Below are 25,641 nucleotides of genomic sequence, written 5' to 3'. Positions count from 1 at the left end.
GCTCAATGCAGGATTGGAACGAGGGCGTTATACCGTGGCGGGCGGGTTCGTGGCGCAACCTGACAAAGTTGTAATCGAGTTGTAAGCCGATTGGCAGGCCTGTGGCGATAGAGTTTCCCACACGTTGAATCTGATTGGAGTATGGACATGTTGATGGGAAAACGCTTGATCCTGACCGTTTGCGCGCTGGCCCTCAGTGCGCCGTCGTGGGCGTCGCCGGGCCATTTCGATTTCGGCCAGCCTGCGCCAGCGGCCAAGGCCGGTCGCAGCATTGATGTGGTGATGGGTGACATGACGTTCGATCCCGGTGCGCTGGATATCAAGGCCGGCGAGACGGTTCGGTTCGTGCTGGTCAATAAAGGCCAGCTGCTTCATGAGTTCAATCTGGGCAACGCTGCAATGCATGTTGGACACCAGCAGGAAATGCTCAAGATGCAGCAAAGCGGCCAGTTGACGCCGACCGCGATGAAGCCGGGAATAGACCATGCCGCCATGGGCCACGGCAAGGCGAGCATGCGCCACGATGATCCCAACAGCGTGCTGGTGGAGCCGGGCAAGACCGCCGAACTGACCTGGACCTTCAGCAAGGCCACTCGCCTGGAATTCGCCTGCAATGTTCCGGGACATTACCAGGCCGGCATGAAGGGCGACCTGACAGTCAGTCAGTAAGCACTCAAAGCCTGCGGCAAAGGCTGATAGAATCCGCTGATTCTTCAGTCAGGTTTCCGTCATGCATCCCGCAGCCGAACATTCGCCGCTGGGCAAATCCAGCGAATACATCGCCACGTACACGCCGTCACTGCTGTTCCCGATTCCGCGCACCGCGAAATGGGCGGAACTGGGCCTGACAGCCGAGACCTTGCCGTACACAGGCGTGGATTTCTGGAACTGTTTCGAATTGTCCTGGCTGTTGCCCTCGGGTAAGCCAGTGGTGGCCATCGGTGAGTTCGCCATACCGGCGGATTCGCCGAACATCATCGAGTCCAAATCCTTCAAGCTGTACCTGAACTCGTTGAACCAGACCCCGTTCGCCGATACCGCGAGTTTGGAAGCGACCTTGCGCAAGGACCTTTCGGCGGCTGCCGGTAAACCAGTGGGTGTACGGATCCGCAGTCTCAAGGACGTGGAAAACGAAGGCATCGTGGCGTTGCCCGGTGCATGCATCGACGAGTTGGATGTCAGCGTCGATTCCTACGAGCATCCGCGCCCGGAACTGCTGCGTTGCGATGATTCGCGCATCGTCGAGGAAAGCCTGCACAGCCATTTGCTCAAATCCAACTGCCCGGTGACGAGCCAGCCGGATTGGGGCAGCGTGGCGGTGGAGTACCGTGGCGCGGCGCTGGATCACGCCAGCCTGCTGGCCTACATCGTCAGCTTCCGCCAGCATTCGGATTTCCATGAGCAGTGTGTCGAGCGGATCTTCCTGGACCTGCAGCGCTTGCTCAAGCCGCAGAAGCTGACGGTTTATGCGCGGTATGTGCGGCGGGGTGGGCTGGATATCAATCCGTATCGCAGCACTGAGGAGGTGCAGTTGCCAAACCATCGCCTCGTCCGCCAATAAAACCTTTGTGGGAGGCATAGAACTAAGCCCTGCTGGCGATAGCAGGGCTTTTGGCACTTGAAGGGCTTAAATCCCCATGCTGCCCAAGGTATTGACGATATTGCGCAGCGTTCCGGCGATGGTTGGATGGTCCACTTCAAAACGCTCTACGGCCAGGTTTACACCGTCGACCAGATTGTTGTCCTGAAGCTGGTTTTCCAGTTGGATTTCAGCGTCGATCTGCGCCATCAATTGTTGCAGATGTTCGCGCTCTGGTTCAGACAGCGGCGGGTTCTGTTCCAATTGCTCGCGCAAGGTATCGAGTTGGGCTTGCAATTCTTCGCGGCGGGCAGGCATTGGCGTACTCCCTTTATTGATAGGCACTGCCATGGACCGCGACGCTGCGTCAAAAGTCCATGGCTGCTTTAAGAGTAATCCACACTTGCGCGCCCTGCATGATCTCGGTCAGGGCTTCTCGCCTTTTTGCCTGCGCAGGCTGATGTCGGCGAGGCAGGTGTCCAGTTCGCCCAAATGGTCGATCACCGAATGCACGCCTAGGCTGAACAACTGAACGGTGGCCTTGGCCCGCTTGACCTCCCGTTCCTGCTGGCTCAGGGCCTGCCAATCGGCAGGGGACAGGCCGCACAACGAGCCGCAGGACGCCAACCCGATGGTCCACAATCCGGCGTTGAGTCCCGACTGCAAAAGCTTGGGTTCGCCGCTCACCAACACGCAGCCGTCCAATTGCTGGACGTTAAGTGCCATGAGCGCTTGCCAGCAGGCATGCGGCGCTGGCCACGGTTGATTTGTTGCAGGAAGTTGCGGCGCCTTGATGGACACCGGCAACGAAACCGCCAATCCATGGCTGACGGCGGGAGGCAACTCATCGAGCCAGGCGCAGGGGATGTCCAGATGCTGCAAACGTTGCAGGCTTTCCAGTGCGCCGGGTGTCGGATGGGCATGATCCGCAGGCTTTGCCCCTGGCTGGCGTACACGCGCGCCGAAATCCACCAGGCATCCGCTCAGGCCAAACAGTACTGCGGTAAGGCTGGGAGCGGGGAGGGGCAGGGCTTCGGCGCGCGGCATGGGAACGTCCTTGAAATACCCAGCAGCGTAACGAGCGCCGATGACAGTCCGGTGACAGTGAAATGAAGTCGCCGATCTGTGGAATGTTCCTACAGGGAGCTTCTCTTTCAATGCTGCCTAACCATGTTTTACGACTTATACTAGCGGCCTTACCGCCTGGGCTCGGCGCCCTTGCCTGAACAATCCAAGGAGTTTTTCCGTATGCGCTGGAGCCATCTTCTCGCTCAGCTGTGTCTATCTGCCAGCGTCCTGCTGGTACCGTTTGCCGCCCAGGCCGCCACGGAAGAAGATCCATGGGAAAGCATCAACCGTCCGATCTTCACCTTCAACGACACCATTGACACCTATGCGCTCAAGCCGCTGGCCCAGGGCTACCAGTACGTGACGCCGCAGTTCCTTGAGGACGGCATCCACAACATGTTCCGCAACATCGGTGACGTCGGCAACCTGGCCAACGATGTGCTGCAAGCCAAGCCGGCCGCTGCCGGAGTCGACACGGCCCGATTGATTTTCAACACCACGTTCGGTCTCCTCGGGTTCTTCGACGTGGGCACCAAGATGGGGCTGCAGCGTAACGACGAGGATTTCGGCCAGACCCTCGGGTACTGGGGACTGGGCAGCGGACCGTACTTGATGTTGCCGTTGCTGGGGCCGAGCACCCTGCGTGATGCACCGGCCAAGCTGGTCGACAGCCATACCACGCCTTACCCTTATATCGACAATGTCTCGGTCCGCAATTCGATCTGGGGCCTTAACATCGTCGACACCCGTGCGAGCCTGCTCTCGGCCGAGAAGCTGGTCAGCGGCGACAAATATGTGTTTATCCGCAATGCCTTCCTGCAAAACCGTGAGTTCAAGGTCAAGGATGGTCAGGTCGAAGACGATTTTTGATTTCGATTCGTCAATTTAAGAAGGCGGCCCGAAAGGCCGCCTTCTTTGCTTTGGCTTGCGTTCAAAGGCGGGTTGATCCTTCCATTGAGTTACGCTTCGCTCGGTTCTTATAACTCTCTGTGCTTTGACAAATGAAGAGCGCAAGCGGCGATTCGCATGAGCTTGAAACGCCCCGCGGATGGGAGTACCGTCTGCGCCTTAGAAGGGCACCTCTGGTGTAATCGTGTGTAGGGCAAAGGCCTGAAGCAGGTACGACAGAGAGGCTAGAAAGCGAATCCAGTAGTGCGCGCCAAGCCCAACGCCGTGCCCGCTACGCCAACCTAATTCTGGCGCCGTTTGCCCACATGCCAAAAACCAGTGCCACGCTGCTGATAATCGATGATGACGAAGTGGTGCGAGCCAGTCTCGCCGCCTATTTGGAAGACAGTGGTTTCAGCGTCTTGCAGGCCAGTAACGGCCAACAGGGTCTTCAGGTATTCGAGCAGGAGAAGCCCGACCTGGTCATCTGCGACCTGCGCATGCCGCAGATGGGCGGACTCGAGCTCATTCGCCAGGTCACCGAGCTGTCGTCCCAGACTCCGGTCATCGTCGTTTCCGGCGCGGGCGTGATGAACGACGCGGTCGAGGCGTTGCGCCTGGGCGCGGCGGATTATCTGATCAAGCCCCTCGAAGACCTCGCCGTGCTTGAACACTCGGTGCGCCGAGCCCTGGACCGCTCGCGACTGCTGGTGGAAAACCAGCGCTACCGCGAGAAGCTGGAGACCGCCAATCGCGAGCTGGAAGCCAGCCTGAACCTGCTGCAGGAAGATCAGAACGCCGGGCGCCAGGTCCAGATGAACATGCTGCCGGTCAGCCCCTGGACGGTCGATGATTTCCGCTTTGCCCACCAGATCATCCCGTCGTTGTACCTGTCGGGGGATTTTGTTGATTATTTCCGTGTCGATGAACGTCGAGTGGCGTTCTACCTGGCGGATGTCTCCGGGCACGGGGCTTCGTCGGCGTTCGTGACGGTGCTGTTGAAATTCATGACCACGCGCCTGCTGTTCGAGTCCAAGCGCAACGGCACGTTGCCCGAGTTCAAGCCTTCGGAAGTCCTTGGGCATATCAACCGGGGCCTGATCAGTTGTAAGCTGGGCAAACACGTCACGATGGTCGGTGGGGTCATCGACGAGGAGACTGGTTTGTTGACGTATAGCATCGGCGGTCACCTGCCGTTGCCCGTGTTGTATACACCTGACAGTGTGCGTTACCTGGAGGGTCGTGGTTTGCCGGTAGGCCTGTTCAACGAGGCGACCTATGAAGACCACGTACTGGAGCTGCCGCCGACATTCAGCTTGACGCTGATGTCTGATGGCATTCTGGACCTTTTGTCAGAACCTACACTCAAAGAGAAAGAAGCGGCCTTGCCCGAGCGGGTAAGTGCAGCGGGCGGCAGCCTGGAAGGCCTGCGCCAAGTGTTTGGATTAGCCACGCTAGGGGAGATGCCGGATGATATCGCCCTATTAGTGTTGAGCAGGAACCTTTGATGAGTACCGGTAGAATCCAGTTCGCCGAGCAGGACGGCACCTTTGTCCTGAAGTTTGTCGGTGAAGTGCGCCTGACCCTGTGTTCGGCGCTGGATGCGACAATCGAGAAGATCTTCACCGCGCTGAACTTCAACGCCATCGTGATCGACCTGACCGAAACCCGCAGCATCGACAGCACCACCTTGGGCCTGCTGGCCAAGCTGTCGATCCTGTCGCGGCAAAAGGTCGGCCTGCTGCCGACTGTCGTCACCATCCACAACGACATTACCCGTCTCCTGCAATCGATGGGCTTCGACCAAGTGTTCAACATCGTTGGCGATCCTGTGCCTTGCCCCGAATGCCTGGATGACCTGCCTGACCAGGACCAGTCCGAGGAAGAAGTGCGGATCAAGGTGCTTGAGGCCCACAAGATCCTCATGGGGCTGAACGACTCCAATCGCGAGGCGTTCCATGACTTGGTGAGCGCGCTGGAGCGGCCCTGAGCACTAGGCGTGTGTAGATCGGACTGACGCTTTCGCGCGCAGGCGCGATGTTTCTCAGGCTAAGCCGCATGAAAAAGGGCGAACCCATCAAGGTTCGCCCTTTTGCATGCCTTGCGAATCAGCTTACAGCTTGGCTTGCAGCAACGCCTCCAGCTTCTCCTGGTCCCGGGCGAACTGACGAATGCCCTCCGCCAGTTTCTCAGTCGCCATGGCGTCCTCGTTGGACAACCAGCGGAATTGAGATTCATTGAGGCTCAAGCGCGCTTCCCCGGCTTGGCCAGGCGCCAGTTTGCGCTCCAGCTTGCCTTCGTCGGCAGCGAGTTTTTCCAGCAGCTCAGGGCTGACGGTCAAACGGTCGCAACCGGCCAACTGCTCGATCTGATTGAGGTTGCGGAAGCTTGCACCCATGACCACGGTCTTGTAGTCATTGGACTTGTAGTAGTTGTAGATGCGCGTGACGGACTGCACACCCGGATCATCGGCGCCAGTGTAGTCGTTGCCGTTGGCTTTCTTGTACCAATCGTAGATACGGCCTACGAACGGTGAAATCAGGAACACCCCGGCATCGGCACAGGCCGCGGCCTGGGCGAAGGAGAACAGCAGCGTCAGGTTGCACTGGATGCCTTCGCGCTCCAGTTTCTCGGCGGCGCGGATGCCTTCCCAGGTGGAAGCGATCTTGATCAGTACACGCTCCCGGCCAATGCCGGCTTTTTCGTACAGCTCGACCAGGCGATGGGCGCGCTTGAGCATGGCTTCGGTATCGAACGACAGGCGTGCATCCACTTCGGTGGAAATGCGCCCCGGAATCACTTTCAGGATCTCTTGGCCCACCGCGACGCCAAAGCGGTCGCTGGCCAGGCCCACATCGCCCTTGCAGTCCGCAACGCAGGCGTTCAGCAACTCGGCATAACCATGCATCGCCGAAGCCTTGAGCAGCAGGGAAGGGTTGGTGGTGGCGTCGACGGGCTTGATGCGGGCGATGGCTTCGAAGTCGCCGGTATCGGCCACGACGGTGGTGAACTGCTTGAGTTGTTCCAGCTTGGAAGTCATGAGCGTGCTCTGTCCTATGGGTCCGTTGACATTACCCGAGGGCCGGCAGCCACTCAAGGGCGTGAAGAGGTATCGATGGCCCCAGCGGCAACAACCTGAAAACGGCTGTTTGAAAGGCCGGGGCAACTACCGGTAGATACGATGCCAAAACAGCGCGCAGGTTCAAAGCAAGTGATGGTTAACGACCTTCCAGCAACTGCCCCGCCTGATCCAGCAATGCCAACGGATCCTTGGTCTTGTGGATATCCACTGACAACAACTGCCGGAACCGCCGCGCGCCCGGGAATCCGGTGCCCAGCCCCAAGACGTGACGAGTGATGTGGTGCATGGCACCGCCAGTTGCCAAGTGATGGGCAATATAGGGCCGTAGCTGCGCCAGCGCCTCGGCTCGGGTAGTGATCGGCGCGGTGCTGCCGAACAGTTGCTGATCCACTTCGGCCAGCAGGTACGGATTGTGGTACGCCTCGCGGCCCAGCATCACACCATCGAAGGTCTGCAAGTGTTCGTGGCACGCCTCCAGGGTCTTGATCCCACCATTGAGCACGATTTCCAGCTCGGGGAAATCAGCCTTCAACCGCGCTACCACGTCATAGCGCAGCGGCGGAATGTCGCGATTTTCCTTTGGCGACAACCCCTCCAGAATCGCAATTCGCGCATGCACGGTAAAACTGTTGCAACCGGCGTCACGCACGGTCCCGACGAACTCGCACAACTGCTCGTAACTGTCGCGTCCATTGATCCCGATCCGATGCTTGACGGTCACCGGAATCGACACCGCATCCCGCATCGCCTTCACGCAATCGGCAACCAATCCTGGATGCCCCATCAGGCAAGCGCCGATCATGTTGTTCTGCACCCGATCGCTTGGGCAGCCGACGTTGAGGTTGACCTCGTCGTAGCCATGTTCCTGGGCCATCCGGGCGCAAGCGGCCAAATCGGCTGGAACGCTACCGCCCAGCTGCAGGGCCAGCGGATGCTCGGTTTCGTGGTGGCGCAGGAAGCGTTCGTGATCACCGTTGAGCAGGGCGCCCGTGGTGACCATTTCGGTGTAGAGCAGGGCGTGTTTGGAAAGGATGCGTAGGAAGTAGCGACAATGGGCGTCAGTCCAATCCATCATGGGCGCGACGGAAAAGCGGCGGGAGAGTGGAGCAGGTTGTAGGGACATTGGGAATCTGAGTCATCGGGGCGAATGAGGCGCAGTTTATCAGGGTTGCTTGTCGGGTACTTGGCGGGTTCTCAAGTCTCGCTACTATCTTCGTTGAATCCAGACCGGGACGAGTCCCTGTCCCGTCGCCCCGCGTTAGACCTTAGATGAAATGCTGCTGTCGACCCAGAGTTGTCTGGCAGACGGAGCCCTCCCTCAATGCATTCGCGACTAGAGTTTTACTGCCGACTATTCTAGAACCAGATTCTAAAATCAGATCCGGTTTCAAGGATGCAATGTCAGGTCACGAGCGTTACTTCAGCCTCGAGGAAACTGGTATGACAAGTCCGCAAGATAAAACCGAATCCGACGCGGATTTAGCTCAGATGGTGATAGGGCTAGGGCCATGCACTTATCTATTGCTGCTTCTACTGGGACTGATCCTCCTGTTCCCCTTTCTTGAGAAGGGGCTGATTGCTCGCATGTTGCTCGGCATTCTGTTTTCGGTCGTGCTGCTCGTGGGCGCTTTCGCCACCCGGCAGACCCGTCCCGTGTTCATCCTCAAACTGTGCCTGGCGTTGCTCGGAATTGGCCTTCAATGGGTGGCCTTGTGGACCGAGAGTATCCCGACTCTTGAACTTGCCGGGATAACCTATACGGCGTCTCTTACGGTTTCGTTCAGCGGGATACTGCGCTACCTTCTCAAGCGCGGGCCGATTACAGCGGACAAGCTGCATGGCGCGCTTGCGGGCTACATCATGCTGGCCTTCGTTTGGTCCTTCATCTATGCCCTGGTCGAGATTTCCGCCGCTGGCTCATTCGGCCCTGGCAACTTCGATTTCAGACAGCCCGGCACTTTCTTCAAGCTGATATATTTCAGCTTCACGACGCTTACGACCACTGGTTACGGGGATGTAATTCCGATGACCAACCACGCCCGCTCGCTGGTGATGGTCGAGGAGTTTTCAGGCGTCTTTTACGTGGGAGTCGTGATAGCGCGGCTTGCCGGTATTTATCCGTCGCATCAGGCCAGATGACACCCGATTTGACTTGGCCACCCAGGGCGTTTGCGGTTGACTCTTCCCTCTTGAAGGACCGACTCTTTCAAAACAATCAGCCGATCTGAACGGGGCATGTGCTTTTCCTCCGTGAATTGAGGAAAGCGTAGCAGCCGCTTAGAAAGTGACGAACGGTAGGTAGGCCCCCTGAGAAGGGAATGAATCTCATACCAATTTTTGTACAACTGATGATGTAAAGCAGGTTGAAACCGAGTGTTCCAAAAGTAAGGAAGTTGTAGTCGGGCCTGATCGGTGAGCGAGGCAGTCCGTTACCTCAATCCGTCATACCCATGCTGAAAACGGATTGGCTGGTGATTTCCATGAGGCTCAGTGCACCGTCGGAAAAGGAACAACCAGTGTCCACATAGACAACGTTGCCGAGGCGCGTGACGGTGGGGACGGTTGAATGTCCGACATAGAGTTCGTGGACGCCCTCGATGGGCGTCGAATCCTGCTGTTCGATTTTGTCCCGGGCATACAGGGCTTGCGCCAAGGCTTGCTGTTGAAGCTGCTCTCCGAGTTTTCCGGTAATTGCGTCTTTTGCACCTTGCCAGTCATTGTTAGGCCCGATAATCGGCGCTTGGGCATGTACGATCCCAATCTTTTTATTTGCCGATAAATCAATTTCGATAATGAGTGGAAGTGCTTGAAGAGCGTTTAGAAGTTGCTCTTGGATGGCCGGGTTCAACTCATAGAGCCAAGCTCCGCCGTTGCGGATGTGCCTGGGTTTGTCTCCGCGGCCGCAGATGCCGTCGATCACCATTTGTTCATGGTTGCCGCGCACGGCGTGAAACCAGGGCTTTGCGAGCCAATGCAATACGTTCTCGGAGTCGGGACCGCGGTCGATGAGGTCGCCCACGGAAAAAAAACGGTCTATTTCGGTATTGAAATCGAGTTTATCCAGGACTGTGGCCAGAAGCTCGAAATGTCCATGGACGTCGCCCACGACAAAGTCTCGGCCTTGCTCGTTCGCGGGAAAGGAGGCGATCCGGTGCATATAAGGGGTTTCGGCAGGTTTGGCTGGCAAGGGATGTACTTAGGGCGCAGATAACTTATGGTCGAGATTGTATCGGCTGTCCAATGCACTTCTTGAAAACCCTTTCCATGGGATCAAGCACGCAGTTATAAGCCGCGATGTTTGCGCTGATCCATTCGTCTTTTTCGATGCCCCACCAACTGATTTCGAACCCGGCGTTCATGATGAGGTGCTCGAACAGGATGCGCTGGGCGCGACCGTTGCCTTCGCGGAACGGGTGGATGACATTGATATCGGAATAGGCGTCTGCCACGGCGACAATGAGTTCATCCCGGCTCATTTCTTCGAACCAGTTTGCCACCGCCATCCGGGCAAAGATCTTGTTGGCTTCCTTTTCCATGAATTCGGGTTGGCAAAAGCGCGTGTCCTGCTTGGCCATGCCCACGGTCCGCAGTTCTCCGGCCCATTCGAACAAGTCGGCGAACAATGCGCGATGGATATTCTGCAGGTAAGACAGGCTGTAAGGAGGAGGGGTGAATTCGACGTTGCTTGCCGCGATGGCGGAGAGTTGTTGTTCGGCTTCACCCAGGGTGGGTTCGTCGCGGATATCGAGTTTATTGCGCAGGACCGTGGAGCCGGGATAGCAGTAGGCGTCCTCGCCGACGCCATATTTGTCGGGCATCAGGCTCGGGTCTTGGTGAAGGTTTTCAAGACGTCTTCACGGGAAGGCAGCTTGCGTTCGCCGTCCTCGAAGGACACTTTGAAACCTTCCAGGCGCAGGCTGGCTGTGTAGTTCGACCTGCGCGTCCTGGCCGCGTAGGCCTTCTTTGTTTCAAGGCTGACAGTGCCCATGGGGTGGGACCTCGAATCGTGTGGATGAGCGGATTATAGCCCATCGCGTCGCCGATAAACCCATCCGTCACTATCAGTTCGTTGGCTGGATAGATCAACGGCGCTTGCATCGCAGTCAATCTCCGAATACTGTTCATGCATCCAGTATTCGAGGGTCTTCCATGGAGCTGATCGCCAAGCTCGGCATTCTTGCCGACGCTGCCAAATATGACGCGTCCTGCGCCAGCAGCGGTGCCCCAAAGCGCAGTTCGCGTGGTCGGGACGGGCTTGGGGCCACGGATGGCATGGGTATCTGCCACAGCTACACGCCGGATGGGCGCTGTGTGTCGCTGCTGAAGGTGTTGTTGACCAATTTCTGCCTGTACGACTGCCAGTACTGCGTCAACCGCCGATCGAGCAATGTGCCGCGGGCGCGTTTCACACCCGAAGAAGTGGTGCGATTGACCCTGGATTTCTACCGCCGTAACTGCATCAGCGGCCTGTTCCTGAGCTCCGGCATTATTCGCTCGGCCGACTACACCATGGAGCAACTGGTTCGGGTGGCGCGGTTGCTGCGCGAGAAGCATCACTTTCGAGGCTACATCCACCTCAAGACCATTCCCGACGCGGATCCGCTATTGATCGAAGAGGCCGGGCGGCTGGCGGATCGCCTGAGCGTGAATATCGAATTGTCTTCCGAGGTCAGCCTCAAGCGCTTGGCGCCGGAAAAACAATTGGCGACGATTCGCCAGGCCATGGGCACCATCCACGAGAGTCAACAGGCGGTGGCCGGCGAGCCACGGGCGCCTCGCTTTGCCCCGGCCGGGCAGAGCACCCAGGTGATCGTCGGGGCCGACGCCACTGACGACCATGCCATCCTCAGCAATGCCGAGTCGCTCTATCAGGGCTACGGCTTGCGTCGAGTCTATTATTCGGCCTTCAGCCCGATCCCCGAGAGCCCCGCCAGTGTGCCGCTCGCCGCGCCACCGTTGCTGCGCGAGCACCGGCTGTATCAAGCCGACTTTCTCATGCGTGGCTACGGTTACAAGGCGGGCGAGCTGTTGACCACAGCCGGCAACCTGGATCTGGACATCGACCCCAAGCTGGCTTGGGCGTTGGCCAATCGCGAGGTATTTCCACTCGACCTCAACCGAGCCGAGCCGGCCTTGCTCGCGCGCATTCCCGGAATCGGCCTGCGCAGCGTCCAGCGCCTGGTGACACTGCGCAGGGAGCGTCGGATTCGCTACGACGACCTGGTGCAGTTGCGTTGCGTATTGGAAAAGGCCCGTCCGTTTATTGTGACCAGTGATTACCGACCCGTTGAAGGGCAGATGCGCAGCGGCTTGCTCCGAGCCCGTTTGCGTGATCCGCAGCGGCCCGTGCAAATGGGGCTGTGGGCGTGATTGCACTGGATTGCGATGAGGATTTCGCCACCTGGCGTAATCAGGCCAGAACACTGTTGGGCCATGGAATCGACCCCAGCGACGTGACCTGGGCCCAGGGTCCCATGGCCGACTTGCTGGCCGTGCCGGCGCCATTGCCGCAAGGCCCGGGACCGTTCCAGACGCGCGTCCCGGCGGGGTTGTTGGGTCAATTGGAACAGGCCAGTCGCTACCAGGGCGACCAACGCTGGAGCCTGCTGTACGAAGTCCTCTGGCGCGTCGCCCATGGCGATCGCACCGCGATGCTCGCCGGTGATCGATTGGGCAGCGAGTTGCAACGGCGCATCAAGCAGGTCAGCCGCGAAGCCCATCACCTTCACGCGTTCGTGCGTTTCATACCCTTGCCGCCTGCGGTCGCCGAACAACTGCAACTGGATCTGGTGGCCTTCCACCAGCCGGCCCACGACATCCTTGAAAGCGCGAGCGGGCATTTTGCCGAGCGGCTGGGCCGGCAGCGGTGGCTGATCGCAACGCCCCGCGACGGCATTCGTTTCGATGGGCATTCGCTGGACTACCAGCGCCGTTGCCCCGAGCAATGGCAACAATGGGCCCGCCACGCCGAAGACCCCGGAGCGGAATTGTGGCGCACCTATTATCGACACATCTTCAACCCGGCGAGGCTCAACCCCACCGCGTTGCGCCAGCACATGCCGGGGCGATTCTGGAAGCACTTGCCGGAAGGGGATTTGATTCCTCAGCTGGTGGGGCAGGCGCGGCAGGGGAAGCAGAAGGATGGGCAGGCGTTGGAGGTGGGAAGGCAAATCGGTAAGCGAATAGTTGCTGGTGCCGTCGCTAACGAATAGCTAAACAAGCTGCGAACCCAACGCCGGACAGCCCCATCGGAAATTTCCCTCAAACTGCGTCGCTCACCGCTGACTATCCGCCAATCGCCCCGCACGTTAAATTCCTTCCGTCGCTGCAAATTCAGCGGCAGGGTGTGGAAGCCCTTTTAAGCCTAGGACACCTAACTCTGCAGGAGAAACACCCATGTCCCGCTACATGCCCATCACCGGTATCGAAAACAATTTCCACGCCCTTCTGATCGACACGGAAGCACCTCTGGACGTGCTGCACGACACAGCCGCCTGCCGAATCGCCGCTGTCACGCAACTGCTCGAAAACCTCGCGATGCGTTCCGAAATCGGTACGGACGCCGTCGTGTTGCACGACTTCGCCCAGGTGCTGGCAATCCCTCTGCGCGACGGTTGTGATTTGCTGGATGTGATCGGACGACGCTTACAGGCACAAATTCTCGCGTCTTGATGCAGTCGGCGACCCTACTAAGGGTCGCCCCTTGATGCTGGATAAAACGCCTCACGACTGCTTCGCAGCCGAGCGGGAGCAAGCTCCCTCGCCACGGTTTTTTCGACGTCCTTTAGCGAGCGGCAACGCCCCTGATCAAGGCTCACCTGTGCAAATCCCAAACAAGTCCTGTGCCGCCCACGCTGTGTTCGGGTACCGGCCACACCCCTAGCATTCCCGGAGGAATCGATCACCCTGGACTGTCACGGCACGTTTCATACAGACACCATCACTGCCTTGCACGCTTATGCCCTGGCAGGCGGCGGCATTGCTGCGTTTACCCTGGCGACGGTGCAGGATGACTTGCTGGCGGGAAGGTTGGTGCGGATCCTGCCTGAGCACACCCTTGGGGAGCGGCACTACTACTCGCTTTATCCTCACGCCCGGCATCTGCCGGCCAAGGTTCGAGTGATCGTGGATTACATGGCGCAGTACTACCAGGCGATGTCAGGCGGGTGAGCGCAACGACGCGCCCTGCGCACCGCGAATCAGTCGGATTTCATGACATCTGCCGGCCTGCGCACCGCCGCGATGTCCCGCTTCGGGGATGCGCCGAACAGTCGGCTGTATTCACGGCTGAACTGCGAGGGGCTTTCATAGCCCACCTGGTAGGCGGCGCTCGCCACGTCCAGGTGCTCGTTGAGCATCAGGCGCTTTGCTTCGTTCAAGCGCAGCCATTTCTGGTATTGCAGTGGGCTCATCGCCGTGAGCTGGCGGAAATGATGATGGAAGGTTGGGGCGCTCATCTGCACGCGCGCCGCGAGATCGTCCACGCGAACAGGCCCGGTGTAGTTCATTTTCAACCAGTCGATGGCCTTGGCGATTCGGTAACCCTGGCTGTCGACGGAGGCAATCTGCCTAAGCCGCCCGGCCTGGTCGCCCATCAACAACCGATAGTGGATCTCACGCTGGATCAGGGGCGCCAGCACCGGGATCGCTTCGGGTTCATCGAGCAGGGCCAGCAGGCGCACGAACGGCTCGAGGAAATCCTGGGAAGTGGTGCCGATTCCCGCACCAATCCCGACGGGACGCTCGACCCGTGGCGCCACGCAACCTTGGGCGACCAGATCCGCCACCATGCGCAAATCGAGGCGCATGACCAGCCCCAGGCAGGGCCGTTCCGGGCTGGCCGCCAATACTTCGGAGTTCGCGGGCATGTCCAGTGACGTCATGAGAAAGCGGGTGGTGTCGTACCCGTACGCCTGGCCGCCAATCCACACCTGTTTCGCCCCTTGGGCGACGAGGACGATGCTTGGCTCGATCATGCAGATCATGGGCGGGGCAGGGGCGTCGCGGCGGAAAAAACAAAGTCCGGCCATTGGCGTTTCAAAGTCGCCCGGGCCCGTCGTGCGGTGACCGATGAGGTTGGCGAGCCTCTGTTGGGGCGATCTGTCTTGGGCGGTCATGTCGATATCTGTCGGGGTTGAGAGCTATGGGCAGAACATTACCCCGCCAAGCGAAGCGTTGCCTATGGGCAACAGGCGGGTTCGCAGGATCGGGCAAGGACTCCAGCGAAATGTTCTACCGGCCTGCGGCGCCGGTTCGTGAAAATACCCATCGGATTCAGTTCATGGCGTCATCGTCGCCATCGCAAGCAAGCATGCTCCCACAAGGGTTTCCGAGCCCTCCAGAAGTTTCAGGATTGTTATGACCTCTACCTCATCACCAGAACCACAGGGCAAGCCAGCGTGGGGCGCTGTGCTTGCCATGTCGTTGGCAGCCTTCGCGCTCGTTGCGTCCGAATTCATGCCCGTCAGCCTGCTGACGCCGGTGGCTGCCGATCTCCAGATCACTGAAGGACAGGCCGGCCAGGGTATCGCCGTCTCCGGTGCCTTTGCGTTGGTCACCAGTCTGTTCATCGCATCGATTGCGGCCCGAATCGAACGCAAGTGGCTGCTCTCGGCGCTGACGTTGTTGATGATCATCTCCGGGACAGTGGCGGCGCTCGCGCCCAGTTACCTGATTTTCATGGTCGGGCGCGCATTGATCGGCGTTGCGATTGGCGGATTCTGGTCGCTGTCGGCGGCGACGGCCATGCGGTTGGTGCCGGAGGATAAAATCCCTCGCGCGTTGGCCATCGTCAACGGCGGCAATGCCTTGGCCACTGTGGTGGCCGCCCCGTTGGGCAGCTTCCTCGGAGCGATAATCGGTTGGCGTGGTGCGTTTTTCTGCATTGTGCCTGTCGCTGCGCTCGCCCTTGCATGGCTGCTGTTTAGCCTGCCTTCGATGCCCAGACAGGCAAAGCGGGGCGCCGACAATCCGTTCAAGTTGATGACCCGGGCACCGGTTGCCTTGGGCATGTTGGCGGTCAGCACCTTCTTCATGGGCCAGTTCATGTTATTCACTTACCTGCGGCCGTTCCTGGAGAGCGTGACGCAAGTGGACGTCTCGCTGCTCTCGCTGATGTTGCTGGTGATTGGTCTGGCGGGATTGCTCGGCACCTTCCTGATCGGCGCGTTCCTGAAAAAAGGCCTGTATCCCACACTTATCGTCATCCCGCTGTTGATGGCGGCGATCGCCCTCGGGTTGGTGGTGTTCGGCAGTTCCGCGCCCGTCACGGCCCTGCTGCTTGGTGTCTGGGGCCTGGTGGCGACGGCCGCGCCGGTGGGCTGGTGGACCTGGCTGGCCAGGACGTTGCCGGAAAATGCCGAGGCAGGGGGCGGTTTGATGGTCGCGATCGTTCAACTGGCCATCGCTTCAGGTGCTACGGTGGGTGGCGTTCTGTTTGACGTGAGCGGCTATCGTGCGACCTTTGAAACCAGCGCCGCGGTGTTGGTTGTGGCCGCTGTACTGACGGTCCTGGCGGCGCGCGCGACGGCCCGGCAATCGGCGCAAACGTCCGCCCCCACGGCATATGGCACCGCAGGTTGAGTGAGGAACCGTTGGGCGCCTGCGGTTGGTGGCATATTGATATCTTGGTAAGCTTCAGGCTGGTTATCTACCGAGTTGGTCAGTTGTGTCTACCGAAAGAATTCAACCCTTGGAGCAAGCGCTCCTGGCCGTGATTGCAGCGGCGGGAAAGATGGGCATCAGTTGCGACGCGTTATGCGCCCAAGCAGTGGGTGGGCTGGTATCCGAACAATACTGGACCTGGGCGGATGCCCGACACGCAGAGCGGGCCGCCGATGAGATCGACAATGCCCTCTCGTTCCTCGTCGGCAAGCCCGCCGGGACGCCGACCAAACGCGGGCCCGAAGCGGCATTTGAAACGGCTGCACTCTAAGGCCGGCGACGCGTTGCATCGCCGGTTTTCGCTCAGAGGCCCAAGCCTTCCTCGATGAGCGACAGGAAAGTGTCTTCATCCAGCGTCACGGGTTCGGGCCTCTGCTGGCCGGTTGGCCGCAGATGCCAACGCGACTCGCCATGTTCGCCCACCGTGCGCAGGATGCAGCGTTCCAATCCCTTCATATGGACTTCGATGCATCCCTCGGCATCGGGGGAGAAACGGGCGATCGGGTCGAGGGAGATGCGGCGGTGATTGCCTTCTATCACCAGTTGGTCGATGGCATAGTTGTACGTTGAACCGCTGGAATGGCTTTCAAAGACATGGGTGGGGTTGCGTCGGATGACCAGGCCCGCCTCACAAACCGGCGCCAGCCAGCTTTCAACCTGGCGGTACAGCTCGTACACCTGGCCAGGCCAATGTTCGATCGCCAGATCGGCGCAATTATCGGTGTCGGCCGGCGTGCGTTGGGCCTGCCTCAGCTTTGCCGCGAGTTCGTCTGCCTTGCTCATGTCGATTCCCTGTCTTGGTGATGGGTTGAGCTTAGCCGAAGGGGCTGGAGAGGCTTTTGCGGTGGGTCATGGAAGCGCAATTTAGCCTCAATGCTGGGCGCCGGATGACGCATCAACTCGTAGCGGCATTCTTTCACTGTTGCCTCTGACCCATTGTTCAGGCATCTCCGGCAACGAAGCCACATGCACGGCGCGGGACGGCATGGCAAAGCGCACGCCGATCTTGGCGAACTCGTCCATCATCCCGAGGTTGATCGCCTGCTGGATGTCCATGTACACGTTATAGCTGGGGTCCAGCACGATGTAGACCGTTTCGAATTCCAGCGTGCTTTCGCCGAAGCTGCGAAAATGCGCGCGGTCGAAGCGGGTTTTCTCCTGGGCCTTGATGATGTTTTCGACGATGGCGGGTACTTGCCGAAGTTGTTCGGTCGAACATTCCTGGGGCAGGGCGAATTCGAAGACGATCCGGCGCTCTTGCAGGCGCTTGTAGTTCTGGATGGTAGTGCTGATCATCCCGGCATTGGCCATGACGATCTGTTCGCCCCCCAGGCTGCGGATGCGTGTGGTCTTCAGGCCGACATGTTCCACGGTACCGGCCAGCGAGCCGACCACGATAAAGTCCCCCACTTCGAAGGGTTTGTCCACGGCAATGGACAGCGAGGCGAACAGGTCGCCGAGAATGTTCTGCACGGCGAGCGCTACGGCGATGCCGCCGACGCCGAGGCTGGCAATGAACGCGGTGATGTTCACGCCCAGGTTGGAGAGCATCGCCAGCAATACCACCGCCCACAGGAACACTTTCGCGCCCCATAGGCTCAAGGTGGCCAAGGCACTTTTCTGATGGATATCGCTGTGGCTGTGGCGGGCAAAATAGTGCATCAGCGACAGGGCGATCGCTCGGTTCGCCCACAGCCCGACTTGTAGGGCCGCCACCACGAACCACAGGCTGCTGATCCGGCCCAACCAGCGCTCCGGCAGGTCCAGAACGCCGATGCCGATGAGAATCGAGGCCAGCAACAACAGGGTGTTGCTGGTGCTGGACAGCACCTCGACTGCGATATGACTGATATAGGCGTCGGGCTTCTGTGCTCGGGCCCGCACGTTTTTCAACAGGAAGCCGATGCCGGCCCTGGCGACAATGAAACTCACCGTCATCACGCTGAGTGCCAGTAGCCAGTTGGCGATGGAAATGCCGAGGAGTTGGGTGTCGGTAAGAATCTCGAGGGAGCTTGAATCCATGGGTCGGTTCACCTGTGCCATTGCTGTTCAGGTTGTGCCCTGGCCGATTCAGTGCAAAGGCACGGGCCGGGCCATGAACTTTGTTAGTTCATGTGAAGCTGGGGCCGTTCAACTTTATTGTCGGCCCGTGTGGCGGGCGTGCGATGGGGAATTCAGATGCCCGAATGATTGATTGTAAGCAACGCTGTCCGTTGAGCATTGGAGGTGTGAACTTCTGGAATAATCACTGGCCGGATTGCAGTTCTTCAATTCGACACTTGTCCCAAGGAGGGGTCATGAAACAAAATTTATCAGTGGTCATGTTGGTTGTACTGATGATTGGCTTCATCGGCACAGGCGTTGCCAACGAGCCAAGCCAAACCCGGGCCGCACCGGTCGGGGGAGTATTCGATTACTACGTGCTGTCGCTGTCCTGGTCACCCACTTTCTGTCTTACTCACCAGAGCGACCCGCAATGTTCCGGCAAAGGCTATGGTTTTGTCCTGCATGGCCTCTGGCCACAATATGCTAGCGGAGGTTGGCCGCAATTCTGTTCAGCCGGGGTACCGTTGAACGCTGGCGAGCGGGAAAAGGGGCTGACGTTGTTTCCAACCGGCAAATTGCTTGAGCACGAGTGGTCCAAGCACGGCACGTGCAGCGGTCTCGGCGCCATGGGCTATCTCGAGGTGACAGATCGGGCCGTTGGCGCCGTCGAGATTCCCGCTCAGTTGCAGCCTTTCAATGCTTCTCACTATTTCAAAGCCGAGGAAGTTGTCCGGTTATTCCGTCAAAGCAATCCAGGCATCGGGCCGGATGGTGTCGCGGTGATTTGCCGAGGACCACAATTATCCGAGGTTCGGGTGTGCATGGACAAGGATCTGGCATTCACAAGTTGTGGCAAAGGCGTCAAGACTCAATGCCGAGAGGGTGAAATCCGAGTCCCGCCGGTTCGCTGATAAACGAACCAGACATGACTTCTTGGCGGAGGCGCCAGGCTTCGCCAAAAGTCGTGTCCTGCTTGGCTCAAAAGGGCATATTGGCCAGAAGACACGAGTGTTTTTGGATCCATCCAGCCATCCATCGACTTAGTCCTAAAGGCAAATTGCCGCCCCCCAAGCGGTACGCTAAGCTCCCGATTATTGGGGGCTTTTGAGCGATTCGCTCATGCTTTTGCCCTCCTCAGGATTTCGCTTGCCTATCCCCATCCATGATCCGAACCATGCGCCCGGCGCTGCATTGAAGCGCCTGCCGTTGCTCAAGGCCGCGGTGGCGTTCATTGCAGCTGTGTGCCTTTGTCTTTGCGGTTTGCTCTACCTGCAATTGGAGCAATCGCGTCGCCATGACCTGGAGTCGGCGGGCATCGCCTCGGCCAACCTCACCCGCGCCATGGCCCAACAGGCCCAGGACACGTTCCTGCAAGCCGACCTGGTACTTGCCAGCCTTGCGGACTGGATTCAGAACGATGGGTTCGGTCCCACGACACATCCACGCTTGCACCAGACCTTTGCGCGACGGGTGCAGTCGTTGGAGCAGTTGCACGGCCTGTTCCTGTTCGACAAGAACGGTCATTGGATCGTGACGTCTTTCGAACGCCTGCACAGGGGCGCAGGGGTTGCGGACCGAGATTATTTCAAGTTCCACCAGCAGAATTCCTCGCTCATAGCCCACGTGGGCCCAGCGGTTAGAAGTCGACAGAACGGTGAATGGATCATTCCGGTTTCCCGTCGATTGAATGACCAAAAAGGCAACTTCCAGGGCGTGCTGCTGGCGGGCATCAAGATGACGTATTTCGATCAGTTCTTTAAGAGCTTCAATATCGACGACAGGGGCGAAATGGCCTTGGCGTTGTCAGACGGTACGTTGCTGGCGCGCCGGCCTTTCGATGAAGCACAGATCGGTCGTCCGCTTGCCGATGAGTACGTATACGAGCACCAGCACGCCAGCATGGGCGACGGCGATACGGATCTTCGGCCATCTTCCGACGGTATCGTCAGGCTATATGGGCACCGGCATTTGCAGGCTTATCCGTTGGTGGTGACCGCCGCGATGTCCGAGCAAGCGATCCTGGTGGGCTGGTACGACAGGGCTTTCCAGTCCAGCCTTATCGTGGCCCTCGTGGTGTTGGGTGTCTGTCTGTTCGGCTGGGTCTTCGTGCGCCAGGTGCGCAACAGCGAGCGGATCGAGGCGGATTTGCGCAAGGCCCAGGAAGCATTGGAGCTGATCGCTACCCACGACAGCCTGACCGGCCTGGCGAATAGGCGGTTGTTCGAACGCGCCCTGGACATCGAATTCGGCCGAGGCGCCCGTCAGCGCAGCTCTCTGAGCCTGATCATGCTCGACATCGATTTTTTCAAACGCTACAACGATACCTATGGGCATGTTGCGGGGGACCACTGCTTGGCGGAGGTGGCCAAGGTGCTCAAGGCGTGCTGCCACCGCAAGGCCGACCTGGCGGTGCGTTACGGCGGGGAGGAGTTCGCCGTCTTGCTGCCCGACACCAACCTGCACGGCGCCATGGCATTGGCCGAGCAGATCCGCCGCAACGTCATCGACAAGCACATAACCCACTCGGCTTCGCCCTCCGGCTACCTGACGGTCAGCCTCGGCTGCTATGCCTTCGTGCCCAGCAGCCTGGACAGTACCGAAGTGTTTATCCAGCGCGCCGATGCTGCGCTTTATCAGGCCAAGCACAGCGGTCGCAACTGCGTCGCGGCCTTGTCCCGGGAAGGTGCGTTCGATGCGTTGGAACGTTCCGATCGGTGAGATCCGTTGGAATCATCGGCGGCGGCTGACGGTCCATTGCTCATCATGCAGGCGAGGCGTAGGCCCTTTCGTCAAATCTTGTGGGCCCCTCATTTGGCTGGGCGGTGGCTGCTAAGGTTAGGAAAACGCAACGGTCGAATGCACTTGACGCGGTGCTGCTTGCACGACGAAGCCCGCGCGCCGAAAGGGCCGAAAGGATAGGAGCAGGTCAATGGATACCACTGCCGATACCCCCTCTGATGTCTCGCGTCATACGCCAATCACTCGTCGCCTGGTGGCGGCCCTCGGCGGGCTGTTTGTCCTGGGTGTGCTGGTAGCCGTCGCCGCGCTGTTCAATATTGCGCAAAAGCTGGATGCGCAAGATGTGGACGAGACTCGCTTCTACATCGAGCGTGCCCTCGATAATCGCATCACCGCCTCGAAAAACTACATCACCAGCTACGCGTTCTGGACCACTGCCTACGAGCACCTCAACGACGAGGTCAATGTGCAGTGGGCCTATGCCGACCAGAACATGGGCAAGACCCTTTTCACCAATGATGAATACGAGGGTGTGTTTGTCGTCGACCGGGAGCGCACCAAATATGCGGTCGTGCGGGGGCAGCATGTGCAGGCAGAGGCGGCGGCCTACATGGACGCGCCGCTGAAGAAACTCGTGGACGAGCTCCAGGCACAACCAGACCTGACGAGGCCGATGATCCGCTACACCTTGTTCGAGGGCTGGCCGGCCGTCGTCACGGCTTCGGTGATCGTGCCTAACGACGAACGTCCCCAGGTCGATGCAAAGGGGACGTCGATCCTGCTGTTCGTCGACCAATTGACACCGGTGAAACTGCGCAAGCTAGGCAAGGGCTACGGCCTGACCGACCTGAACCTGGTAAAAGACGCCACATTGGCGCCCGAGCAGCCGGCGGTGCCGCTGGACAATACCGGCTACAGCCTGGTCTCGCGACTGGAGCGGCCGGGCCAGCAACTGCTGTGGTCGCTGGCGCCACCGTTGGGAGGCGCACTGCTGATCCTGTCGTTGCTCACCGCTTATTTTCTTCGCTATGCCATGCGCACGGCGCGACAGGTGGACGCCAGCTACGACAGCCTGGAAAGGTCGAAACAGGCGCTTGAGGCCAGTGAAGAGCGCTTTCGCGCCGTGGCGGAGGCAGCATCCGACTGGATATGGGAAATCGACAGTCAGCAACGCATCACCTATCTGTCGGGTCGCTTCAACACCGTCACCGGGTTCTCCGATCAGCAGTGGCTGGGCCAGGAGATCGAACAGTTGCTGTATTGCGATACGTTGCCGATTGCCTCCTGGCTGGGCAACCTGGTCGAAGAACAGAACGCCAGCAACCTGCGTTGCTCTTACCGAGATCATTCCGGGCAATTGCGATTCTGTCGGGTGTCGGCACGGCCGATCCACGTCAAGGCGACCGTGACGGGCTATCGCGGCACGGCCAGCGACATCACCGATGAGGTGGCTGCCCACGCTCAGGTCCAGCATTTGTCGTTGCATGATGCGTTGACCGGCCTGCCGAATCGCAACAAGTTGGCACGCCATCTGGACGACGCGTTGATCGCCAAGGAGCATTCGGCGCCATTGGCCCTGCTGATGGTGGACCTGGACAATTTCAAGCCGATCAACGATTCGCTGGGCCATCCGGCGGGCGATGCGGTGTTGCTGGAAGTGGCCCAGCGCCTGCGTGACAGTACTCGCGAGCAGGACCTGGTGGCGCGCCTGGGAGGGGATGAGTTCGTGGTGGTGCTCAGCGGCGTGGAGCATACCTCGGAAATCGATCGTTTCTGTACGCGGCTGATCGACAGCCTGCAGCAACCGATCCACTACGAGTCTCATTCCTTGCACATTGGCGCGAGCATCGGCATTGCCGTGAGCCGACGCCAAGGCTACGTGCCGGGCGAGTTGATCCGCTGCGCCGACATCGCGTTGTACCAGGCCAAGTCCGAGGGCAAGAAGACCTGGTGCTATTTCGCCTCGCACATGAACGATCAGATCCAGCATCGCCGCCAGCTGGAAAGCGACCTGCGCCAAGCGGTGAAAAACAACGAATTCATCCTGCATTTCCAACCACGCTACACCGTCGATGGCCGGGAGATCGTCGCGGTCGAGTCGCTGGTACGCTGGCAACATCCAACCCAGGGGCTGTTGGGCCCCGATGCCTTTATTCCGCTGGCCGAGCAAACCGACCTGATTGTCCCGCTCTCACGCTGGGTACTGCGCGAGGCATGTGAGACCGCGCTGACCTGGCCGGGAGCGCTGATGGTTTCGGTCAACCTGTCACCGGCGCAATTCGAGCGCAGTGATGTCGTCGAGGATGTTCGCCAGGTATTGATCGAAACCCACTTCCCGGCGAGTCGCCTCGAACTGGAGATTACCGAAAACGTCATGCTGAACGACGTCGATGGCGCGCTCCAGGTGATGAATGCGCTCAAGGAGTTGGGGGTGCGCTTGAACATGGACGACTTTGGTACCGGTTACTCGTCCCTCGGTTACCTGCGCACGTACCCGTTCGACGGCATCAAGATCGACAAGCGCTTCATTGCCTCGATGAGCAACAGCAGCAACGACCGGGCGGTAGTCCAGGCGATCATCAACCTGGGCAAGGCCATGGGCTTGACCGTCACGGCGGAGGGCGTGGAAACCTTGGCGCAGTTGGGGTCACTGGGCACGGATGAGTGTCACGAAGTCCAGGGTTATTTCCTCAGCCGGCCAATCGACAAGCAGGCATTCGCGGACCTGCTCGAAAGCGGCCAGTCGTTGCCGCGAACCGGTTCCTGAGCAACGGTTGCAACCCGCGGGGCCTGTCGCCGGTCACAACTATGTCTTGGCATTCAGGAAATTTTCGCCCATGAAGAACCTGCGGATTGCGACCTTCAACATCAACGGCATTCGGGCGCGGCTACCTAACCTGCTGGAATGGCTGGAGCGGGAAAAACCAGACATTGCTTGTCTGCAGGAGCTCAAGGCTGCGGACAAGGATTTCCCGGCCGCGGAGCTGGAGTCGGCGGGATACGGATCGATCTGGCATGGCCAGGCGTCGTGGAACGGCGTGGCGATCCTGGCCCGCGATGCGCAACCGTTGGAGAGCCGACGCGGGCTGCCAGGAGGAGAGGACGACAGTCACAGTCGTTATCTGGAGGCAGCGGTGCATGGCGTCCTTGTGGGCTGCCTCTACCTGCCCAATGGCAATCCCCAGCCAGGTCCGAAGTTCGACTACAAGCTGGCATGGTTCGAACGCCTGATCGAGTATGCGCAGGCACTCCAGGCGAGCGACCATCCGGTGGTACTGGCCGGGGACTACAATGTGGTGCCCACCGACATGGATATCTATAACCCGCGTTCCTGGCTCAAGGACGCGCTGCTGCAGCCTGAAAGCCGTGAGTGTTATCAGCGGTTGCTGGAGCAGGGGTGGACCGACTCCTTGCGTCACCTCTATCCGGAGGAGCGGATCTACACCTTCTGGGATTATTTTCGCCAGCACTGGCAGAAAAATTCCGGGCTGCGCATCGATCACCTGCTGCTCAACCCGATGGCCAGCGCTTACCTGAGCGATGCGGGCGTGGATGCCTGGGTCAGGAACCAGGAGCATCCCAGCGATCACGCGCCGACCTGGATCCGGTTGTCTTCGCGAAAACGGCGCTGACGGTTCAAGCGGACCAGGCCCTTGTCAGATTTGTCTGTAGGAGGGAAATGCCTTATACCTGCCCAGTCGCAGCGAGCTAACCGAAAGCCCTGCCCTGACAGGAAAGGATACCCCCTCATGAGCGAACCCCGATTGAGCGATCCCGGTCGCTACCTGCGACGCCTGGGTTTCGACACGGCGCCGCCTCCCACGCTGGATACGCTGCGTCAGCTTCAATGGCGCCATACGGCCGAGTTTCCCTTCGAGACCCTCTCGACGCTGCTGCGCCAGCCTGTGCCCATCGATCTGGAGTCGGTCGAGCGAAAGGTCTTCGAACAAGGTCGTGGCGGTTATTGCTACGAACTCAATCAATTGTTCCTGGCGTTGCTGCAGGCGCTGGGCTTCGATGTCCGAGGCATCACCGGACGCGTCGTAATGAACGCACCGGAGGGCGCCTGGCCCGCGCGTACCCATCGCTTGAGCGTGGTGACGCTGGATGGGGTGCGCTATGTCACCGACGTCGGCTTCGGCGGCATGGTGCCCACCGCGCCGCTCTTGCTGGATAACCGCGATGCCCAGCCCACGCCTCACGAGCCGTATCGCATCGACATCAACCAGGACGGCTACATGCTGCGCGCCCAGGTCGGCGATGAATGGCGCCCGATGTACCTCTTCGACCTGCAACGCCAGGAGGAAATCGATTACACCGTCGGCAATTGGTACGTCTGCTCCCACCCCGAGTCGCCATTCATGGGGAGGCTGATGGTCGCCCGCACGGGTGATGGAATACGCAAGACGCTCAATGGCAACAGCTATGCCGTGCACCGGATTGGACATGAAAGCGAACGACGCACCATCAGCGACGCCGATGAGCTGATCGCGCTGGTGGAAACCGAGTTCAGCCTCACCGTACCACCCCGGGAATTACTGCGCCCTGCGATTGAAGGGCTTTTTGTGTGATGTTT

Annotated in this window: 27 protein-coding genes; 17 read left to right on the top strand and 10 right to left on the bottom strand. The window is 59.5% G+C overall.

All coding sequences use genetic code 11. The features are described 5' to 3' along the window. The first annotated feature begins 147 nt into the window (after positions 1 to 147). The gene (copI, locus tag J3P79_RS17325; RefSeq protein ID WP_434604544.1) at positions 148 to 669 is read left to right on the top strand and encodes a copper-resistant cuproprotein CopI; all 522 of its coding nucleotides are present in this window, start codon (positions 148 to 150) and stop codon (positions 667 to 669) included. Positions 670 to 730: 61 nt separating this feature from the next. Next, positions 731 to 1,561: an NADPH-dependent 7-cyano-7-deazaguanine reductase QueF gene (gene queF, locus J3P79_RS17320; RefSeq protein WP_434604542.1), complete on the top strand. Its 831-nt coding sequence runs from the start codon at positions 731 to 733 to the stop codon at positions 1,559 to 1,561. A 66-nt stretch (positions 1,562 to 1,627) separates the two neighbouring features. Here queF and J3P79_RS17315 read toward each other — a convergent pair whose 3' ends face one another. Further along, positions 1,628 to 1,897: a DUF4404 family protein gene (locus J3P79_RS17315; protein ID WP_434604540.1), complete on the bottom strand. Its 270-nt coding sequence runs from the start codon at positions 1,895 to 1,897 to the stop codon at positions 1,628 to 1,630. Positions 1,898 to 2,005: 108 nt separating this feature from the next. After that, positions 2,006 to 2,626, bottom strand: coding sequence for an HAD family phosphatase (locus tag J3P79_RS17310; protein WP_434604538.1), 621 nt, complete (start codon positions 2,624 to 2,626; stop codon positions 2,006 to 2,008). 201 nt (positions 2,627 to 2,827) lie between these two features. On the opposite strand from J3P79_RS17310, the gene J3P79_RS17305 reads away from it, so the two are divergent. The 3 genes from J3P79_RS17305 to rssC all read left to right on the top strand — a co-directional run bounded on the left by J3P79_RS17305 (position 2,828) and on the right by rssC (position 5,525). Next, positions 2,828 to 3,517 (top strand): MlaA family lipoprotein, encoded by a 690-nt coding sequence (locus tag J3P79_RS17305; protein WP_434604536.1) that lies wholly within the window; start codon positions 2,828 to 2,830, stop codon positions 3,515 to 3,517. A 344-nt stretch (positions 3,518 to 3,861) separates the two neighbouring features. Then, positions 3,862 to 5,043, top strand: a complete 1,182-nt coding sequence (gene rssB, locus J3P79_RS17300) for a two-component system response regulator RssB (protein WP_434604534.1) — start codon at positions 3,862 to 3,864, stop codon at positions 5,041 to 5,043. Then, on the top strand, positions 5,043 to 5,525 hold the full coding sequence (rssC, locus tag J3P79_RS17295) for an anti-sigma factor antagonist RssC (RefSeq protein WP_434604532.1): 483 nt from the start codon (positions 5,043 to 5,045) through the stop codon (positions 5,523 to 5,525). The genes rssB and rssC overlap by 1 nt, the downstream gene beginning before the upstream one ends. Before the next feature lie 123 nt (positions 5,526 to 5,648). On the opposite strand, the gene tal is transcribed toward rssC, so the two are convergent. Next, the gene (tal, locus tag J3P79_RS17290) at positions 5,649 to 6,575 is read right to left on the bottom strand and encodes a transaldolase (protein ID WP_434604529.1); all 927 of its coding nucleotides are present in this window, start codon (positions 6,573 to 6,575) and stop codon (positions 5,649 to 5,651) included. 178 nt (positions 6,576 to 6,753) lie between these two features. Beyond that, positions 6,754 to 7,740 carry a tRNA dihydrouridine(20/20a) synthase DusA gene (dusA, locus tag J3P79_RS17285; protein WP_434604527.1) on the bottom strand — a complete coding sequence of 329 codons (987 nt, stop codon included), beginning with the start codon at positions 7,738 to 7,740 and terminating at the stop codon, positions 6,754 to 6,756. A gap of 317 nt (positions 7,741 to 8,057) precedes the next feature. On the opposite strand from dusA, the gene J3P79_RS17280 reads away from it, so the two are divergent. Continuing rightward, positions 8,058 to 8,756: a potassium channel family protein gene (locus J3P79_RS17280; RefSeq protein WP_434604525.1), complete on the top strand. Its 699-nt coding sequence runs from the start codon at positions 8,058 to 8,060 to the stop codon at positions 8,754 to 8,756. 295 nt (positions 8,757 to 9,051) lie between these two features. Here J3P79_RS17280 and J3P79_RS17275 read toward each other — a convergent pair whose 3' ends face one another. The 3 genes from J3P79_RS17275 to J3P79_RS17265 are packed head-to-tail and all read right to left on the bottom strand — an operon-like array spanning position 9,052 to position 10,605. Then, on the bottom strand, positions 9,052 to 9,804 hold the full coding sequence (locus J3P79_RS17275; protein WP_434604523.1) for a metallophosphoesterase: 753 nt from the start codon (positions 9,802 to 9,804) through the stop codon (positions 9,052 to 9,054). A gap of 25 nt (positions 9,805 to 9,829) precedes the next feature. Further along, complete coding sequence (locus J3P79_RS17270) at positions 9,830 to 10,435, bottom strand: putative adenosine monophosphate-protein transferase Fic (RefSeq protein ID WP_434604521.1); 606 nt, start codon at positions 10,433 to 10,435, stop codon at positions 9,830 to 9,832. After that, a complete protein-coding gene (locus J3P79_RS17265; protein ID WP_434604519.1) occupies positions 10,435 to 10,605 on the bottom strand; it encodes a YhfG family protein in 171 nt (56 codons plus the stop codon). Before J3P79_RS17265 ends, J3P79_RS17270 begins: the two co-directional genes overlap by 1 nt. Positions 10,606 to 10,766: 161 nt before the next feature. Here J3P79_RS17265 and J3P79_RS17260 point away from each other — a divergent pair, with 161 nt between their 5' ends. The 4 genes from J3P79_RS17260 (at position 10,767) to J3P79_RS17245 (ending at position 13,787) form a co-directional block, all read left to right on the top strand. Further along, positions 10,767 to 11,987 carry a putative DNA modification/repair radical SAM protein gene (locus tag J3P79_RS17260; RefSeq protein ID WP_434604517.1) on the top strand — a complete coding sequence of 407 codons (1,221 nt, stop codon included), beginning with the start codon at positions 10,767 to 10,769 and terminating at the stop codon, positions 11,985 to 11,987. Next, entirely contained in the window at positions 11,978 to 12,829 is an 852-nt protein-coding gene (locus J3P79_RS17255) for a TIGR03915 family putative DNA repair protein (RefSeq protein WP_434604515.1), read from the top strand. Before J3P79_RS17260 ends, J3P79_RS17255 begins: the two co-directional genes overlap by 10 nt. A gap of 184 nt (positions 12,830 to 13,013) precedes the next feature. After that, a complete protein-coding gene (locus tag J3P79_RS17250; RefSeq protein WP_434604513.1) occupies positions 13,014 to 13,289 on the top strand; it encodes a hypothetical protein in 276 nt (91 codons plus the stop codon). A gap of 276 nt (positions 13,290 to 13,565) precedes the next feature. Further along, positions 13,566 to 13,787 carry a LysR substrate-binding domain-containing protein gene (locus tag J3P79_RS17245; protein ID WP_434604511.1) on the top strand — a complete coding sequence of 74 codons (222 nt, stop codon included), beginning with the start codon at positions 13,566 to 13,568 and terminating at the stop codon, positions 13,785 to 13,787. Positions 13,788 to 13,816: 29 nt separating this feature from the next. Here the strand turns inward: J3P79_RS17245 and J3P79_RS17240 are convergent, their stop codons facing one another. Beyond that, positions 13,817 to 14,734, bottom strand: a complete 918-nt coding sequence (locus J3P79_RS17240; RefSeq protein WP_434604509.1) for an AraC family transcriptional regulator N-terminal domain-containing protein — start codon at positions 14,732 to 14,734, stop codon at positions 13,817 to 13,819. Between the two features lie 241 nt (positions 14,735 to 14,975). Here J3P79_RS17240 and J3P79_RS17235 point away from each other — a divergent pair, with 241 nt between their 5' ends. Both J3P79_RS17235 and J3P79_RS17230 read left to right on the top strand, forming a co-directional pair. Then, positions 14,976 to 16,199, top strand: coding sequence for an MFS transporter (locus J3P79_RS17235; protein WP_434604507.1), 1,224 nt, complete (start codon positions 14,976 to 14,978; stop codon positions 16,197 to 16,199). 109 nt (positions 16,200 to 16,308) lie between these two features. Continuing rightward, entirely contained in the window at positions 16,309 to 16,551 is a 243-nt protein-coding gene (locus J3P79_RS17230) for a hypothetical protein (protein ID WP_434604504.1), read from the top strand. 32 nt (positions 16,552 to 16,583) lie between these two features. On the opposite strand, the gene J3P79_RS17225 is transcribed toward J3P79_RS17230, so the two are convergent. Together J3P79_RS17225 and J3P79_RS17220 are read right to left on the bottom strand one after the other, a co-directional pair. Further along, positions 16,584 to 17,063, bottom strand: coding sequence for a hypothetical protein (locus J3P79_RS17225; RefSeq protein WP_434604502.1), 480 nt, complete (start codon positions 17,061 to 17,063; stop codon positions 16,584 to 16,586). 87 nt (positions 17,064 to 17,150) lie between these two features. Then, complete coding sequence (locus J3P79_RS17220) at positions 17,151 to 18,302, bottom strand: mechanosensitive ion channel family protein (RefSeq protein WP_434604500.1); 1,152 nt, start codon at positions 18,300 to 18,302, stop codon at positions 17,151 to 17,153. A 275-nt stretch (positions 18,303 to 18,577) separates the two neighbouring features. On the opposite strand from J3P79_RS17220, the gene J3P79_RS17215 reads away from it, so the two are divergent. From J3P79_RS17215 to J3P79_RS17195, 5 genes are all read left to right on the top strand, one after another. Beyond that, complete coding sequence (locus tag J3P79_RS17215; RefSeq protein WP_434604498.1) at positions 18,578 to 19,237, top strand: ribonuclease T2 family protein; 660 nt, start codon at positions 18,578 to 18,580, stop codon at positions 19,235 to 19,237. Positions 19,238 to 19,472: 235 nt separating this feature from the next. Then, entirely contained in the window at positions 19,473 to 21,044 is a 1,572-nt protein-coding gene (locus J3P79_RS17210) for a sensor domain-containing diguanylate cyclase (RefSeq protein WP_434604495.1), read from the top strand. 211 nt (positions 21,045 to 21,255) lie between these two features. Then, positions 21,256 to 23,832, top strand: a complete 2,577-nt coding sequence (locus J3P79_RS17205; protein WP_434604493.1) for a bifunctional diguanylate cyclase/phosphodiesterase — start codon at positions 21,256 to 21,258, stop codon at positions 23,830 to 23,832. Between the two features lie 70 nt (positions 23,833 to 23,902). Then, the gene (gene xth, locus J3P79_RS17200; protein ID WP_434604490.1) at positions 23,903 to 24,697 is read left to right on the top strand and encodes an exodeoxyribonuclease III; all 795 of its coding nucleotides are present in this window, start codon (positions 23,903 to 23,905) and stop codon (positions 24,695 to 24,697) included. A 117-nt stretch (positions 24,698 to 24,814) separates the two neighbouring features. After that, positions 24,815 to 25,636, top strand: coding sequence for an arylamine N-acetyltransferase family protein (locus J3P79_RS17195; RefSeq protein ID WP_434604488.1), 822 nt, complete (start codon positions 24,815 to 24,817; stop codon positions 25,634 to 25,636). Positions 25,637 to 25,641 lie beyond the last annotated feature (5 nt).

This window comes from Pseudomonas sp. R1-7, assembly GCF_051132105.1.
Classification (GTDB): domain Bacteria; phylum Pseudomonadota; class Gammaproteobacteria; order Pseudomonadales; family Pseudomonadaceae; genus Aquipseudomonas.
Note: the sequence above shows the minus strand (reverse complement) of the source record. Positions and strands in the feature narration are given on the sequence as shown.